13 protein-coding genes are annotated in these 16,224 nt (G+C 58.4%); 8 read left to right on the forward strand and 5 right to left on the reverse strand.

From position 1 onward, the window contains the following. The first annotated feature begins 194 nt into the window (after nt 1-194). Together SMD27_RS22125 and SMD27_RS22130 are read left to right on the forward strand one after the other, a co-directional pair. Nucleotides 195-788 carry a PRC-barrel domain-containing protein gene (locus SMD27_RS22125; protein ID WP_320510626.1) on the forward strand — a complete coding sequence of 198 codons (594 nt, stop codon included), beginning with the start codon at nt 195-197 and terminating at the stop codon, nt 786-788. A 413-nt stretch (nt 789-1,201) separates the two neighbouring features. After that, complete coding sequence (locus SMD27_RS22130; RefSeq protein ID WP_320510627.1) at nt 1,202-2,872, forward strand: L-lactate permease; 1,671 nt, start codon at nt 1,202-1,204, stop codon at nt 2,870-2,872. Nucleotides 2,873-2,944: 72 nt separating this feature from the next. Here SMD27_RS22130 and SMD27_RS22135 read toward each other — a convergent pair whose 3' ends face one another. Then, nucleotides 2,945-5,053 carry a methyl-accepting chemotaxis protein gene (locus tag SMD27_RS22135; RefSeq protein WP_320510628.1) on the reverse strand — a complete coding sequence of 703 codons (2,109 nt, stop codon included), beginning with the start codon at nt 5,051-5,053 and terminating at the stop codon, nt 2,945-2,947. Between the two features lie 238 nt (nt 5,054-5,291). Between SMD27_RS22135 and SMD27_RS22140 the strand changes: the two genes are divergently transcribed. Further along, nucleotides 5,292-5,816, forward strand: a complete 525-nt coding sequence (locus SMD27_RS22140; protein ID WP_320510629.1) for a PAS domain-containing protein — start codon at nt 5,292-5,294, stop codon at nt 5,814-5,816. Between the two features lie 15 nt (nt 5,817-5,831). Here SMD27_RS22140 and SMD27_RS22145 read toward each other — a convergent pair whose 3' ends face one another. Then, the gene (locus SMD27_RS22145; protein WP_320510630.1) at nt 5,832-7,265 is read right to left on the reverse strand and encodes a sensor histidine kinase; all 1,434 of its coding nucleotides are present in this window, start codon (nt 7,263-7,265) and stop codon (nt 5,832-5,834) included. A 261-nt stretch (nt 7,266-7,526) separates the two neighbouring features. Here SMD27_RS22145 and SMD27_RS22150 point away from each other — a divergent pair, with 261 nt between their 5' ends. Next, a complete protein-coding gene (locus SMD27_RS22150; protein WP_320510631.1) occupies nt 7,527-8,720 on the forward strand; it encodes an HPP family protein in 1,194 nt (397 codons plus the stop codon). 36 nt (nt 8,721-8,756) lie between these two features. On the opposite strand, the gene SMD27_RS22155 is transcribed toward SMD27_RS22150, so the two are convergent. The 3 genes from SMD27_RS22155 to SMD27_RS22165 all read right to left on the reverse strand — a co-directional run bounded on the left by SMD27_RS22155 (nt 8,757) and on the right by SMD27_RS22165 (nt 11,274). After that, nucleotides 8,757-9,593, reverse strand: coding sequence for a lysophospholipid acyltransferase family protein (locus SMD27_RS22155; RefSeq protein WP_320510632.1), 837 nt, complete (start codon nt 9,591-9,593; stop codon nt 8,757-8,759). 92 nt (nt 9,594-9,685) lie between these two features. After that, a complete protein-coding gene (locus SMD27_RS22160; RefSeq protein WP_320510633.1) occupies nt 9,686-10,576 on the reverse strand; it encodes a pirin family protein in 891 nt (296 codons plus the stop codon). Between the two features lie 92 nt (nt 10,577-10,668). After that, complete coding sequence (locus SMD27_RS22165; protein WP_320510634.1) at nt 10,669-11,274, reverse strand: cysteine hydrolase family protein; 606 nt, start codon at nt 11,272-11,274, stop codon at nt 10,669-10,671. Between the two features lie 479 nt (nt 11,275-11,753). Between SMD27_RS22165 and SMD27_RS22170 the strand changes: the two genes are divergently transcribed. From SMD27_RS22170 to SMD27_RS22185, 4 genes are all read left to right on the forward strand, one after another. Then, nucleotides 11,754-12,914 carry an extracellular solute-binding protein gene (locus SMD27_RS22170; RefSeq protein WP_320510635.1) on the forward strand — a complete coding sequence of 387 codons (1,161 nt, stop codon included), beginning with the start codon at nt 11,754-11,756 and terminating at the stop codon, nt 12,912-12,914. Nucleotides 12,915-13,077: 163 nt separating this feature from the next. Continuing rightward, complete coding sequence (locus tag SMD27_RS22175) at nt 13,078-14,256, forward strand: extracellular solute-binding protein (RefSeq protein WP_320510636.1); 1,179 nt, start codon at nt 13,078-13,080, stop codon at nt 14,254-14,256. A 203-nt stretch (nt 14,257-14,459) separates the two neighbouring features. After that, nucleotides 14,460-15,311, forward strand: coding sequence for an ABC transporter permease (locus SMD27_RS22180; protein WP_320510637.1), 852 nt, complete (start codon nt 14,460-14,462; stop codon nt 15,309-15,311). Beyond that, the gene (locus tag SMD27_RS22185; protein WP_320510638.1) at nt 15,308-16,168 is read left to right on the forward strand and encodes an ABC transporter permease; all 861 of its coding nucleotides are present in this window, start codon (nt 15,308-15,310) and stop codon (nt 16,166-16,168) included. Before SMD27_RS22180 ends, SMD27_RS22185 begins: the two co-directional genes overlap by 4 nt. Nucleotides 16,169-16,224 lie beyond the last annotated feature (56 nt).

Below are 16,224 nucleotides of genomic sequence, written 5' to 3' on the forward strand. Positions count from 1 at the left end.
TGCCGGCACCTCGTCACGGGCTTGTGACGAGGTGGGGACGGATATGACGCAAATCTCACCATAGCGTGAATGCAGTCAGCTTGAGCGTGCCAGCCAGCCGCCTTACGTGAGTCTTGCTCGCTAATCGTCTGGACAGTCAGTGCCGGAAGCGTCCGGCATTATCACGTCCGGAAACGGCAGGAAGGAGATGCGAGATGCTGAAACGCTTTCTGTTAACGACCGCCGTTCTGAGCGTCGCCGCCATGCCGGTGAGTATTGCGCCGGCCCTCGCCCAGGATAGCAACCAACCCACCACTACATCGCCGGCGCCTGCTCCTGCACCGACGCCCTCCGCCACGCCGGATGCATCGACCTCTACCACTGCAGAGGCGCCGACCCCGCCACCGGGGGATGCGATCATCGCGGCCGAAAGCAGCGGGGAAATCCGTGCCGATAAGCTCATCGGCATGAAGGTGTACAACGCCGACGGCAAAGAAGTCGGTAAGGTAAAGGACGTGCTGTTCGATAGGGACGGGACGGCGAAGGGTGTCGTCCTGTCGGTGGGGGGCGTGCTCGGCATCGGCGCGAAGCCGGTAGGCTTGCAGTGGAAAGAAATCGATCTGCAGCCGGAGCGGCAGGCGGTAAAGGTCAATTATTCGAAGGAACAGCTTGAGGCGGCGCCGAGCTTCAAGACGCAGGAGGCCCAGGCTTCCGAAATGAATTCTGCGAACCAGTCAGGCCAGCCGTCAGCGGCACCCTCGCCGAGCGGCACGGCACCCGCACCCAGCGGATCTGGCTCTAGCCAGTAATGATCTGGCCGATTATGAACCCGGCAGCGGGAACGCTGCCGGGTTTATTTTGTCGGCAACATCATTGGTCTAAAGGTCAATTTGCCCGCCTGCGAGAATCATAGTAGGTTCTTGATGACAAGTTTCAGCCCGTATTGATCGAGAGGGTGAAGGCGGTCTACGCCATCGATCATGGAGGTTGGATGCGTTCGCATTTCCGGTTCACTTAAATTCAGAAACCTCGTCTAGTCCAAGGCGAGGCGATTTTGCGTGCGATTAAGCCGGATAGTGACCGCATTGATTTGGCGCCGACTGCACTGTTCGAGGCATTTGCAAACGACGGACTTTCCGGGCAAGCGGCAGCGGTCCGAGAACGCATGTTTCGCTGAACTCACCAGGTCGATAACAAACACCAACATCGAAGGGGGAAATCGATGACGTGGGAGCAAGTATATAATCCATTGGGATCGATGGCGGGGTCGACGATCGTGGCAGCCCTGCCCGTCCTGGTGCTGCTGATCCTGATTGCCTCCAACAAGGTCAAGGCGCATATCGCGGCGATCATTGCGTTGATCGTCGCCAACCTCGTCGCCATCTTTGCCTTCACCATGCCGGCAGAATTGTCCCTGCGTGCGACCGTCCTAGGCGCAGTGACCGGCTTTTTTCCCATCGGCTGGATCGTTCTCAACGTCATCTTCCTCTATCGCCTAACTGTGGAGACAGGGGCATTCGATGTCCTGAAAACCGCGATCGGCGGTGTCACCAATGACCGGCGCCTTCAGCTGCTGCTGGTCGCTTTCTCCTTCGGCGCTTTTTTTGAAGGCGCCTCGGGCTTCGGAACGCCCGTAGCTGTCACCGGCGCCATTCTGATCGGATTGGGCTTCTCGCCTTTGGCGGCCTCTGGCCTGTCGCTGATCGCCAATACGGCACCCGTCGCCTTCGGTGCGCTGGGCACCCCGATCCAGGGCCTGGCGCAGGTAACGGGTCTCGATCCTTACCTGCTCGGCGCGATGGTGGGGCGGCAATTGCCCTTCTTCTCTTTAATTGTTCCTTTCTGGTTGATCTGGGCTTTCGCCGGCTGGCGTGGGATGTTGCAGATCTGGCCGGCGATCCTGGTCTGCGGCATTTCATTCGCCGTACCACAATTCGTGATTTCCAATTACATCAATCCCTGGATCGTCGATGTCGGTGCCTCGCTGATTTCGATGGCCTGCCTGATCGGCTTTTTGAAAATCTGGCGTCCGAGGGAAGTCTGGACCTCGCCGGCGTTGCGCAGTCGCGATGTTTCCGGTGAGGGGCGGATTGTCCCGCGGGAGCCGGAAACCAGGCCGAGCAACAACCAAGTCTGGATGGCGCTGTTGCCCTGGATCATTGTCTGCGTGGTGCTGCTGGTTTGGGGCACCCGGTGGTTCAAAACTGCGGTGAATGCCTGGGCGACCTGGAATTATCCGGTGCCGGGTCTCGACAAGATGATCACCAAGGTGCCGCCCGTCGTGGCGAAGCCGACACCGGAAGGGGCCGTCTTCTCCTTTACCTGGTTGTCTTACACCGGCACCGGTATGCTGATCGCGGCTATCATTGCTGGCTTCCTTATGGGCTTTTCTCCGGGACGCCTGGTCAAGGCCTATGGCGGAACGATCCGGGTCTGCGCCTATTCGCTAATCACCATTTCGGCAATGCTGGCCATCGGCACGCTGACCCGCTTGTCGGGGATCGATGCGACCCTCGGCCTTGCTTTTGCGACGACGGGCGTCCTTTATCCTTTCTTCGGTACCTTGCTCGGCTGGTTGGGCGTTGCTTTGACCGGATCGGATACGGCCTCGAATGTCTTGTTCGGCAACCTGCAGAAGATTACGTCGCAACAGCTCGGATTGTCACCGATCCTCATGAGCGCTGCCAATTCATCGGGCGGTGTAATGGGCAAAATGATCGATGCCCAATCGATTGTCGTCGCTTCGACGGCAACCAACTGGTTTGGCCATGAGGGATCGATCCTGCGCTTCGTCTTCTGGCATTCGATTGCGCTGGCCTGCCTGGTTGGCATCCTGGTCATGTTGCAGGCTTATGTCTGGCCGTTCACCGCCATGGTGGTGGCGGCACCGTAAGATCGCATCGCGCAAAGAAAAGGGCGTTCCTCACGGGAACGCCCTTTTTGTTTAATGCTTGTGCGTAATGCCTCAGCCGGCCCTGATCCTGGCGATGAAGGTGTCGACCTGCATCTTCAGCATCTCGGATTGCGACGACAATTCGCTTGCAGCGGTGAGGACCTGGGTTGAGGCACCGCCCGCTTCCTGAGCCGCCTCGGAGACACCGGTGATATTGCGATTGACCTCATCGGTGCCGGCCGCGGCCTGCTGCGCGTTGTTGGAGATTTCCTGGGTTGCTGCCGATTGCTCCTCCACCGCCGCGGCGATGGTGCTGCAGATCTCGCTGATCCGCCCCATGGTGCTGCTGATATGCTGAATGGCATCGACCGCCTGGCGGGTGATCTCCTGCATGCTGCCGATCTGACCGGAAATCTCGTCTGTCGCCCGCGCCGTTTGATTGGCAAGGGATTTGACCTCGGAGGCAACCACGGCGAAGCCTTTGCCGGCCTCGCCCGCGCGGGCGGCTTCGATCGTGGCATTGAGAGCCAGCAGGTTGGTCTGGCTCGCGATGTCATTGATCATCTGGACGATGCCGCCGATCTTGTCGGCCGCCTGAGCGAGGCTTTCGATTGTCTCACCGGTTTTCGCAACTTCATCCACCGCGGCGCGGGCGACATTGGTGCTGTCCGAGACCTGCCGGCTGATCTCGCCGATAGAGGCGGAGAGCTCTTCGGAAGCTGCGGCAACGGTCGTCACATTTGCCGATGCCTGGGTCGCCGCGGCAGCGACTGCCGAAGCCTGCCGCGTGCTTTCTTCCGCGACGCTGGACATCGATTGGGCATTGGCCCGCAACTCGGTCGCCGAGGACGAGACCGCCTGGACCACGCCTTGAACGCTGCTTTCGAAATTGTCGGCAAGCTCGTTCATCAAGCGCTTCTTTTCCACTTCCGCTTCGCGCTCGGCTTCCGCTTGGCGCTGGCGCATTTCATCCATCTCGATCAGCTTGCCCCGGAACACATCGATCGCCCGCGCCATCACACCGAGCTCGTCGCCGCGCTGTGTGGAGGGAACGTCAACCGCGGTATTTCCTTCAGCCAAGGCGCCGACCGTCTGCGTCAGGCCTGTCAGGGGACGGGCGATCAGGCCGCGCACCAGGAATGTGATGATGATCGCCATGATGATGATCAACACGGCTGCAGCGACCAGAATGAACGTGGTCAACTCACGCGAGGGCGCCAAAATCTTATCCTGGGGTAGGTTGACCATCACCGACCAGGGCGTTGTGGTCTGGCCGATGGTAACTGGTTCGAACACCCGGAATACAGTCGTGCCTGCTGATTTCGAGTAATCTGAATATGTATATGGCTGGCCGGCCGCGATCGCCGCCTTCGTCTGGGTGAGCGAGGGGGTTTCTGCGTCGATCGGATGGGTGATCTTGCTGGTATCGCGGAACGTTGCCCAGTTGCCCTGATTGGAAATCAGCGAGACATTGCCGGTTTCATAAGGCCTAATCGCGTCAAGGCTGGTCTGAATGCTTTCGAGATTAAGATCGAGGCCGACAACGCCCTTGATCTTGCCGTCGATGATGATGGGCGTCACCAGACTGGTCATCACGACGGTCTTGCCATTGACTTGATAAGGATAGGGCTCGACGATCTGCGGCTTGCCGGAGTTTCGGGCCAACAAGTAATAGTCGCCGGGGCCCGGCTTGTCGTAATCGACCAGTGGCGTCAGATCGACATTATTGGCGTCTTTATAGACGACATAGGGCACGAAACGACCAGTGGCATCATGGCCCGGCTTGTTGACGAAGTCCGTATCCTTGCCATCTACTGCATTCGGTTCCCAGGCTGTCCAGATCGCCAGATATTGCGGATTGGCTTTGACCGCGCTTTCAATCATCGCCAAATACATCATGCGGTCGGTAACGCCTTTGCCCTGCAAGCCGATAAAGGCGTCACGTATCGCCTCGATGGTCTTGAAGCCGGGATTCAAATTGCTTTGCACGCGAGAGGTGATGCCGCTGGCCAGGGAGCGTCCATTTTCTAGCGCCATTTTTTCGGTGGTGTTCGAACTCTTGGATGACAGGATATAGGCCATCGCCGCCATCCCGATCAGCAGGGCGCCGATCACCGACAACAATATCTTGGCGCTTAATGACAAACGGCCCAGTGCGACGCCGAGTTGTCCCTTCGACATTTGATTTCCCCCAAAATTCTCTCTGTCGCCTCTAAGCATCGGAGACGCGGTTATTCTTACATTTGAGGTAAAGAAATTTATATTTCGTAAAGACGAGTGTGCTCGCAGAAAGACAGCTTTTATTTGCAATAACGGATGACTTGGAAAATGCGGAGCGTGTGTCGATCATTCGCGGCTTTACCTTCAAATTTCCGCATCTTTGCTGCAAACTGGCTGAGAAATCGCCGCAGGAGGAAGCATGCACATTCCCCAGCAGCAATTGCAGGATCTCTATACCCTCTGGCATTCCCGCCTCCATCATCGCCGCATGCCCGATCGAACGGATTTCATGCCCGAAGATTTCCGTCCCTGGTTCGGCCATATCGGTATCATTGCGGCGGAAAAGCCGGATTATCATTCACGCTATCCACGCTGGCGCGTCGTGCTCTCCGGCCACGCCGTGACGGAGTATGATGGTGGCGACTGGACGGGACAGTTGCTGGATGAAGCTGTGCCGGATCATGCGCGCGGCGCCTTGCTCGCACCTTATGATCAGATGGTGGATCGACTGGCGCCGGTCTATTGGATGATTGACAGCTCGATCGGTGGATCAGCCTTGGCCAAATATCACCGTTTGCTCCTGCCGGTGACCTGTGGCGTGCCGGGCATCGGCAAAGTCATCGTCGGCATCTACGCAGAGCCTGAGGACCGCCAGAAGCGGCGAACGGTTTATGACGCAATGGCCGCCGCGGCCATGGCGAGGGCCTGGCAGGCCGCGTCGTAGCAACAGATATCGAACTCAATTGCTGGACGGAGCCTCGCCGAATGCGGCGGCGATCTGCAATCGTACGCAAGCACCGCCGGACGCGGCCCGATCGATACTGATCTTGCCGCCTTGTATTTCGATGAAGTGTTGAGCGATGCTGAGGCCGAGGCCGAGGCCGCCATATTCTCGCGAATTCGAATTGTCACGCTGCCAGAAGGGCTGGAACGCATCTTCGCGCGTGGCGTCGTCAAACCCGTCGCCGCTATCGATAATACGGAGCTCGGTCGTACCGTCGTCGATCTGTTCGGCCTCAATTCGGATCAGGGCGCCGCGTGGACTGAATTTAGCCGCATTGCTGATCACATGTATCAGGGCCTGTCGCATCAGCGCCGGATCGCCGTTCCCGCGCAATTCTACGTCCACCTTGGTAACGATGCGTTGCTGCTTCTCGTGCAGCAGGGGGCGCAGGCTGTTGATCGCATCTTCAGCAAGCTTGTCGAGCCGAAATTGCGCGCGCTCGGCGACGATGGTATCGGCTTCGATCCGCACCATGCTCAGGACATCATCGACAATCTTCAACAGGTGCTGTCCCGATCGGTTGATGTCGGCCGCATAGGGAATGATCTTCCCACTGTCCAATGTGGTTTCCGGCAGGGTCAGGAGATCCGAGAAGCCAAGGATCGCGTTCAATGGAGTTTTCAACTCGTGGCTCATATTCGCCAGGAATTGCGATTTGGCGCGGCTGAACGCTTCCGCCTTTTCGAGCGCCACCGCGTAATCGGCATTGCGCTGATCCAATTGCCGCATTAATGCGGTCAGCTTTTCATTGGCGGCCACGAGTTGCTGCTCGCGCAGGGCGAGGGCCTGTTGATTACGGCGTGATTGATCGACACGCATGATGATATAGGCAAAGCTGATGGTGCTGAGGCAGACAGCCGCGGTCTGTTGGGGCGCGCCCAAGCTGACCAACCGCCAGGCTTGGCTCGGCTCGTATATCAGAAAAGAGGGAGCGCTGCCGCTCATGCCGGCTATGAGGCCGAGCAGCGACCATTGCCATAGACGCAGATTGCCGCGCCGATAGGCGAAACATTGCAGCAATATTAAAGAGCCGATGAAGGCCACGGCGATACCGGCCATACCGACCAATGCCATCGATCCGCCGATCCAGAGCCGGACGATCATGGTGATCGCAGTGGCGCCCAATCCGCCGGCCCAGCCACCGAAATAGGTGGCCAACGCGATCATCGTTGCTCTTACATCGATGAGCAAATCGGGCAGCGGCAAGGTTGGCTGGAGCATGGTCAGGGCGGCAAGTCCGCCGAAAATGAGGCCCCAAATAAGCCAGCGTATCGAGGATTGGAGGTTGTCGACCGCCCGTTTATACCAGCCGATCCCTAAGCAGGCGAGGCCGATCACCGAGGCATGTAGCACTACATCGAGGAAGCCGGAAAGCAGATGTTGGATCATTACGGATGATAAGGCTCCCTGCCCCAGCAACAATCAGCGGTAGCGATGATACAGAGCGGTTCGCAATCGCGAAAGACGTGTGGTATACCAAAAAGAAGATTTTACCGTTTTAGTTTATCCGGCTCGAATAAGAATTTATTCTCCGCGACTTGCTATTTCCGGCATCGCCCGCTACATGGCGACCATCTTCGGCCTCGCTTTCGGGAATAGCTTATCGTGCAGGGACTAATACGCTGGCTCCGGAGTTTTGTACCGGGGCCGATGACAGGCAACGGCTGGGAACGGCTGCGGAGCTGCGTCGGCGCATTACTCGGTATCGTCTTCACCGGACTTGCCAGCCGCTACGTTCTGGGACCCGACGGCGCGTCTCCCCTGCTGATTGCGCCAATGGGTGCATCCGCCGTCCTGCTCTTCGCCGTGCCGGCCAGTCCGCTCGCTCAGCCCTGGTCCATCATTGGCGGCAATCTCGTCTCTGCGACGATCGGTGTGACCGCCGCGCTCTATCTAAGCGATCCCTTTCTTGCCGCCGCGGTTGCGGTAGCAGTAGCGATCGGCGCGATGTTTGTGCTGCGCTGCATTCATCCACCCAGTGGCGCGGTGGCCCTGACCGCCGTGCTTGGCGGTCCAGCAATTCACAATCTCGGTTATGGGTTTGTGGTGCTGCCGGTGGGGTTGAACTCCGTTTTCCTGCTGCTGGCTGCCTTGATCTTCAATAATCTCGCCCGGCATCGTTATCCGCACGTGGCACAGGTGGTGCACACGAATATCCATCGGACCGCCGATCCGAAACCGGGCGATCGTCTCGGTTTCGTCCCCGCCGATCTGGATGAAGTGCTGAAAGAATATCGCGAGCTCCTGGATATCAGCCGCGACGATCTTGAAAATCTGTTCTTGCAGACGGAGATGCATGCCTATCGGCGGCGCTTCGGTGACATTCTCTGCGCCGATATCATGTCGCGCGATGTCATCGCCGTCGATCCGTCAACGGATCTCCAGGATGCCTGGACGCTGCTGCGGCGGCATCGTTTGAAGGCTTTGCCGGTGATCGACAACCATTCCCGTCACGTTCTCGGCGTTGTCACGCTGGAGGATTTCGTCAAGCAAATCGACCAGGACCGGTTCGATGGCTTCGAAGCACGCTTCAGCCGCTTGATCCGACGCACAGGGTGGGGCCGCAAGCACCGCCGGAAAACGGTTGGCGATATCATGACCTCATCGGTGCCGACGGCACGGGATGACACGCATATCGTTCAGTTGGTTCCGTTATTGTCGGATAGCGGTTTGCATCATGTATCGATCATCGATCACGATCGCCGGCTTGTCGGCGTGGTTAGCCAGTCGGATCTGATTGCTTGCCTCTATCGCGGCCGCTTAGCGGAACCGGACAATGCCCATATCGGAATGCTGCAGAATGTGGCCAATGATTCATTTCATGAGACGGAAGCACACGCCTGACGCGGTTTGGCGGCTTGAGTGTAAGGCTGCTGCCGGTCAGTCAGCGAGCGAATGAGTACGGTCTCTGAGGAAGCGGCATAAAGCCCGGCTATCGCGTATCGGCTGCACCTGCTCATAGGCAAAGACATCGCCGATCGTCGCACGAAACTGCCGCCCCATCTTATTGGCGACTTCATGCAGCAGAAGGGCGAGGCGGGCCGTCATGCTGATATGGCTGGCGATCTGGAATAAGCGGCTGTTCTGACCGTGGAAATAGATCGGCAGCACGCTGGCTTTCGCTTCGTGTATGAGGCGCGCCGTAAAGGGCTTCCAATCCAAATCGATGGCCCGCCGCGCAAAGGGAGTCGGCGTAGTGGCCACGCCGCCGGCGGGGAAAACGATCAGGCACCCACCGGCCTTCAAATGAGCTCGGGCCGCCGCGCGCGTGGCAAGGTTGGTCTGGCGGGCAGCCTCGGTGGGGTCGAAATCGATCGGCAGAATATATTGCTGCACATCGGCATCGGGCGGATAGAGCCGTGCATTCGTGAGAACCTTGAAATCCGACCGAATGTGATTGGTCAGATTGCCGATCAGCAAACCGTCGACCAGGCCAAAGGGATGATTGGCAACGATGACCAGCGGCCCGTTCCTCGGAACCGCTGCCAGCTTGGCGGCATCATATCTGATGCTGATGTTGAGCAGCCGCATCGCAGCCACCCAGAAATCCATGCGACCCCGCATTTCCGACCGATAGAGCTCGTAAAGCCGTTTCAGCTTGATCTGGCCGGTCAGAATTTCAGTGAGGTGGATGAAGCCGCGCGCCACCAGCCCGTCGCATTGGCTGGCATAGCTGAGCTCGATAGGCTCCATTTCAAGGGCGGCTAGATTTGACATAAGGAGCAACTATGCCGCCGTATCTTTACCTCTTTGTCTCAGCTCGATGACCGTTCGGCGACAGCCGGCGAGATCGAGGTCGCAATTTTTCTTCATTCCGGTAGCGGAATGAACTCCGTCTCGCCGATAACCCGGTCAAACCGTCTCGCCTTCCAATCCGCCTTGGCAGCTTCGATTCGAGCCTGGGAGCTGGAGACAAAGTTCCACCAGATATAACGCGGCCCGTCCATCGGCTCGCCGCCAAGCAGCAAAAGATGCACCGGCGTCACCGCCCTCAATCGAAAGGCGGGGCCGTGTTTCAGAACCAGCAAACGCGCGGCATCGAAGACCTTGCCATCGAGTTCGATCTGTCCGTCGATCAGATAGATGGCTCGCTCCTGGAATTCCGCCGGCACGCCAAAGCTGCTTCCGGTCGACATGCGTATTTCCGCATAGAACAGGGGAGAGGCAGTGGCGACCGGCGAGGTTGCACCGAACATCGATCCGGCGATCACGCGAACCTGGCTGCCCTCCATCTCGAAGTGAGGCAGCGTGTCGGCCCCATGATGGACGAAGCTCGGTGCGACTTCTTCCTGGCTCTTGGGCAAGGCCACCCAGGATTGGATGCCGAAAATCCTGGACGGTTGCTGCCGCTGTTCCGGCGGTGTCCGCTCGGAATGAGCAATGCCGCTGCCCGCCGTCATCCAATTGACGGCGCCCGGCTCAATCGCCTGAACCGAGCCCACGCTGTCGCGATGCACGATTGTGCCTTCAAATAAATAGGTGACCGTGGAAAGGCCGATATGCGGATGAGGCAGTACATCAAGGCCATGCTGAGGCGACAATGTCGTTGGCCCCATCTGGTCGAGGAAGATGAAAGGGCCCACCATTCGCTTGCCGATCGCCGGCAGCACGCGGCTGACCTCGAAACCGCCGAGATCCCTGCTGCGCGGCAGTATCATCGTCTCGATGGCATCGCTGGGATCGACTGCTTCTCTATTCATTGCGGTTCCTCGATCGGCAGGGCGGCGGATGCAATGTTACCTCCATCCCAAGGCCAATGCGATCATTCATCTGCGGCTATTCGACGCTGAACTTACCCTTTGGTCAAAGCGGCGACATCCCGCACCACGATGGCGAAGCGATCGGCCAAGGCGGCCAGGGCGTTGCGATGAAGTTCTGCGGCCGTAATTGTCGAGCCTTGCAAAGGGTCCGGTAGATCGCCGGTTGCCGTCGCATTGGCCACGATGGTGGAGCGATATCCGAGATCGAGGGCGGCGCGCGCCGTCGCGCTGACACACATATGGGTCATGAAGCCAACAATGATCAGCTCAGTCCGGCCGCTGGCCCGGATCAGCTCATCGAGCGATGTCTTGGCAAAGGCATTGGGCAAGGATTTGACGACAATCTGTTCGCCATCCTTGGCGGCAAGCGTCGGTATGGCCTGGGCGAACGGCGTTTGCGGATCGAACAGGCCACCCGGACGACCTTGTTGCAGGACATGAAAAATCGGCATGTGATGCTGCCTGGCGATGGCGAGGAGATCCGCAATCTCAGCAGTCGCCGCGTCGATCCCAGGCAAGGGCAGGCGGCCGGAGCGATATTCCTCCTGAGCATCGATCACGATCACGGCGGATTGCGAAAGCGCGCTTGGATGTAAGGGCGCATTGGCGTGTTGCAGCAAGGTGCGCGGCGTGGTCATGAACTCTCCTTGAGCTTTTCATTTTCGGACGCGCGCGGCTCGTTTTACTGCAAATGACTCCGGCCACCTATGTTCGAAATCGCAAACGCGCCCTGACCTGCCTCTTCTGAAGCTCGTCATTCCTTGAGCATTGGTCTGTCATGAAAGGATATGCTGCAACCGCGAAAAGGATCGTCATTGTCTTCTTTCAACTCCTTCGGCTATGATCGATTGCTGAATAATTACAAAATAATGAACGTCCATGAGGCGGGACGCAGCAAACGGGGGCGATATGCATTGTCAGGCAAAATATTGAAAAGGGCGTTCGGCTGGCGGAGTTCGAGATCGCAAGATTTATTTGCGATTTCGCGCAACTTATCCCCAGCTCTCGCTCGCGCTGCTTGAATTTGGTCACAAGATTGCAATAGGGGGTGGTTAGATTCCGCCCGCCTGCGCTTCGACCGGAGCCAATCACGATATAGGTCACCAAGGAGGATGTTTTGAAGAAACGTGACGTAACTCATTCGACAGCCGCTAGCGCGCGCGCCTTTTCGCGCCGCCTGCTGCTGAAGACGACTGCAACGCTCGGCGCCGCGGCCGTGACCGCGCCCTGGCTTGTGCGCGACGCTTTTTCCTCGTCCGGCCAATTGAATTTCATCGGCTGGGCCGGGTATGACTTCAAGCCGGCTTTCGAGGCTTTCCACAAGAAAACCGGTATCAAAATCAATTTCAACGAGCAGCCCGATCAGGATGCGATGGCGGCCCAGGCGAAAGCTGGCGGCAGCGATACCTTCGATATCTCTGAGCCGACCGCCGATCGGGTGCGCAACTGGGTCGAGCAGGGTTTCATCCAGCCCTGGCACACCGCGAAGATCAATCTCGACGGCGTCGAACCGGGCATCATGAACGGCTCCGCCGCCAAGCAGGGCGAAGTCGACGGCAAGCTCTATGCCTCGCCCAGCGTCTGGGGAACGGAAGCCCTGATGTTCAATACGGATGAGATCAAGCTGGAATATCCTCAGGCGAGCCTGGGCGATTTGTGGCAGGATCAATATGCTGGCAAGGTGACGCTGCGTGCGCATTCCGGTTTGATGGCGATTGGCCGCTGGCTGGAAGCTGAAGGCAAGTTGCCGAAGCCCTATGACGATTCGTTCAAGGATGAAGCGTCGATGGTGGCGAACTATGATGCGATTCTGAAGAAGGCGATCGAGCTGAAGAGCCACATCGCCCAGTGGTGGAAAGATGAAAATTCCGCCCAGGGTGCTTTCCGTACGAATGGCTGCGTGATCGGTCAGTGTTGGGATACCTCGGCCCAGGCGCTGCAGAAGGAAGGCCTGCCGGTCGGCTATATCTCGCCGAAGGAAGGTGCTGCGGCCTGGTTGCAGGAATTCGTCCTGTTCAAGAAGGCGAAGAATGTCGCCCAGGCCGAAGCCTGGATCTCCTGGATCAACAGCCCCGAAGGCTCGCTCGCTTGGGCCATTGCCTGGTCGGGTAATCCGGTGGCTAAGGGCGGTGCCGATGCGGCACCGGAATCGCAGAAGAAGTTCCTGAAAGCGGCTTTCCCGGGCGATGCCCTGAATAAGCTGTGGTGGTGGCCGGAACAGACGACGTGGTTTGTTTCGAAGCGTAACGAATATGCTGATAGGTTCATGTCGGCCTAATGCCACGAACCGCTCCGGCACATCGGCGATCAGCCGATGTGCCGGAGGCCTGCCGGCTTCGAGCCTATCGGTGACGATGGGCTGCTTGGGGTGGAGCGGTCAGTTCAGCCATCGGAATGTCAAAGAATAACTTGGCATGACTAACGGGTTGAAGGAGGACTCCATGACAAAGCGTAAAACGGCAAAGCGTAAGCATCACCATTCCGTCGCGCGCCTTGATCGCGCGATATCCCGGCGCCGATTGTTGAAGGCGTCAGCCGTCATCGGTACGGTCTCTTTAGGCGCACCCTGGATCGTCCGGGATGCCTTTTCATCCTCGGGCGAATTCAATTTCCTGGGCTGGGCCGGTTATGACTTCAAGCCGGCCTTCGACGCCTTCAACAAGAAGACGGGCATCACCGTCAATTTTACTGAACAACCTGACCAGGATGCGATGGTCGCGCAGGCCAAGGCAGGCGGAGCGGCCGGCGGCTTCGATGTCTGCGAGCCGACAGCCGATCGTATCAAGAACTGGGTCGAGCAGGATTTCCTGCAGCCCTGGGGCGACAAGAACATCAATGCCGACGGTATCGAACCCGGTATCATGAACGGCTCGGCGATGAAGCCGGCCCAGATGGGCGGCAAGCTCTATGCGTCGCCCAGTGTCTGGGGAACAGAATCCCTGACCTTCAACACCGATGAAGTGAAGCTCACCTATCCGCAAGCCAGTCTCGGCGATCTGTGGAAGGATGAATATGCCGGCAAGGTGACCGTGCGGCCGCATTCCGGCCTGATGACGATCGGGCGGTGGCTAGAAGGTGAAGGCAAACTGCCGAAGCCCTATGACGATTCCTTCAAGGACGAAGCCTCGATGACGGCAAATTACGATGTCATCATCAAAAAGGCACTGGAACTCAAAAGTCACGTCGCACAATGGTGGAAGGACGAGAATTCGGCACAGGGCGCTTTCCGCACCAATGGTTGCGTCATCGGCAATTGCTGGGATACCTCGGCCCAGGCCTTGCAGAGGGAGGGGCTGCCGATCGGCTATCTGTCCCCCAAGGAAGGCGCTGCCGCCTGGCTGCAGACCTTCGTGCTGTTCAAGGGGGCGAAGAATATCGCCCAGGCCGAGGCTTGGGTGTCCTGGGTCAACACGCCGGAAGGAGCATTGGCCTGGGCCCAGGCCTATAGTGGAAATCCAGTTGCCAAAGGGGCGGCTGATGCTGCGCCCGAAGCGCAGAAGAAGTTCTTGCAATCGGCTTTCCCCGGCGATGCCCTGAACAAACTCTGGTGGTGGCCGGAACAGGCAAGCTGGTTCGTCTCGAAGCGCAACGAATACGCCGACAGATTCCAGGCGGGTTGATCAAGCTGCACAAGGCTCGCCGAGCGGAGCATCGGCGAGCCTTGCTGTCGGGTTCTGCCGCCTGCAACGGTCGGGATTAACCGCCTGCGATTCGAAAAGAACTACAAAGATTTTCAAAATTTTGAAAAATCGATTGACTCGTTCAAATCTCCAAACCGAAGATGCGGGCAGGGGAGCAATGGAACTGGGCGACAATGCGAAGCATGCGCCAACGAGTCGGCAGATATCTTTTGCTGACACCGCTGGGAGTGACCTCGATCTTGACGGTGGTCATCGCGCTGGGATTGATCACGGTGCTCAGTTTTCAGCGCACCGATCCCGCCGCTTTGTTCACCGATTTCACCTGGGCGGCGTATCAGGATAATGTCGCGCGGCCGCTTTTCTGGCGTGTGCTCGGCAGGTCTCTCGTTATCTCGGCGCTGGTGACAATCGTCACCATCGTTTTGGCTTATCCGGTCGCCTATTTCATTTCCTTCAAAGCGGGGCAGGCCAAGCATATCCTCTTGGTAATCGTCTCTGCGCCGTTCTTCACCAGCTATCTGCTGCGGATCTTCGGCTGGAAGATCATTCTTGGGTTCAATGGCGTGCTCAATTCCGCCCTGTTGGGCCTTGGCTTGATCGATCAACCGCTGGCTTTCCTGGTCTATAATCCTGGCGCCGTCATCATCGCGCTCAGCCATGCCTATCTCGCCTTCGCCATCCTGCCGATCTATGTCTCGCTGGATCGCATCGAGCGCGCTTTGCTGGAAGCCGCTTCCGATCTCGGAGCGCGTCCGGCGAGCGTCTTTTTGAAGATCGTCCTGCCGCTCTCGGCACCGGGCGTCATCTCGGCGGCGGTGCTGATCTTCGTCCCAACGGTCGGCGACTACATCACGCCCACCTTGGTCGGTGGCCCGGAAGGTGTGATGGTGGCCAATCTCATCCAATCGGCCTTCGGCAAGGCCAATGACTGGCCGGCCGGTTCCGCCATGTCGGTTGCAACCATCCTGACCGTGGGCATTCCCTTGCTGATTCTCTTCTCGCTCGGCCATCGGCGCGCCAGGAGCAATGCATGACCACCGAGCAACCTCTTGCAAGCTACCTGCCGGCCAGCGGCAATCTATCTGTCTCCGCCATGCTGCGCGGCATGCGGCGCCAATGGCTATGGTTTTATACCCGTCTCTTTGCGGTTATCCTTTATCTGCCATCCGTCTTCATTCTGCTTTTCAGTTTCAATTCCGGCATTCACGTCGCCTTTCCTTTGAAGGAATGGACTTTCGACTGGTACATCGCCCTTGGTCGCAATGGGGCCTTGCTGACGGCGGCCGGCAACAGCCTGAAGGTCGGTGTGGCCGCATCATTGATGTCGACGACGATCGGCGTGCTCGGTGGCTTCGCCCTGGTGCGCTATCGCTGGCCGGGCGGGCAGGGGCTCACCGCACTCAGCATGATGCCGCTGCTGATGCCCTCGATCATCATGGGCATTTCGCTTCTGGTCCTGTTGCGAACCATCGGCTTCGGCAATTCGCTGACCGCTATTACAATTGGGCATATCGTCTTCTGTACGCCGCTGAGCCTCTCGATCATGATGAGCCGCTTCGTCACCTTGGATCGCACCTTGGAAGAGGCAGCACTGGATCTCGGTGCCAATGAGATTGGCACTTTCTTGAAGATCACATTGCCTCTCTCGGTTTCGGCAATCGCTGCCTCAATCATTCTATGCCTTACCGCGTCGATCGATGAATTCGTCATCGCCTTTTTCCTGGCCGGCACCGACGTCACCCTGCCACTGTACATTTGGGGGCAATTACGGTTCCCCAGCCGGTTACCGGAAATTCTGGCTCTCGGCTCCTGCATGTTGCTGGGCACGCTGGCTTTGATCGTTGTCGGTGAGATGCTTCGTCGCCGCGGCGCGGCGCAAAACGTCACTTGAAGAGCGTGCCGGCCCGGGCGGCATCCGGCATGTCCATGCAAGACCGCCAGAAATTG

Source organism: Dongia soli, assembly GCF_034044715.1.
GTDB lineage: Bacteria > Pseudomonadota > Alphaproteobacteria > Dongiales > Dongiaceae > Dongia_B > Dongia_B soli.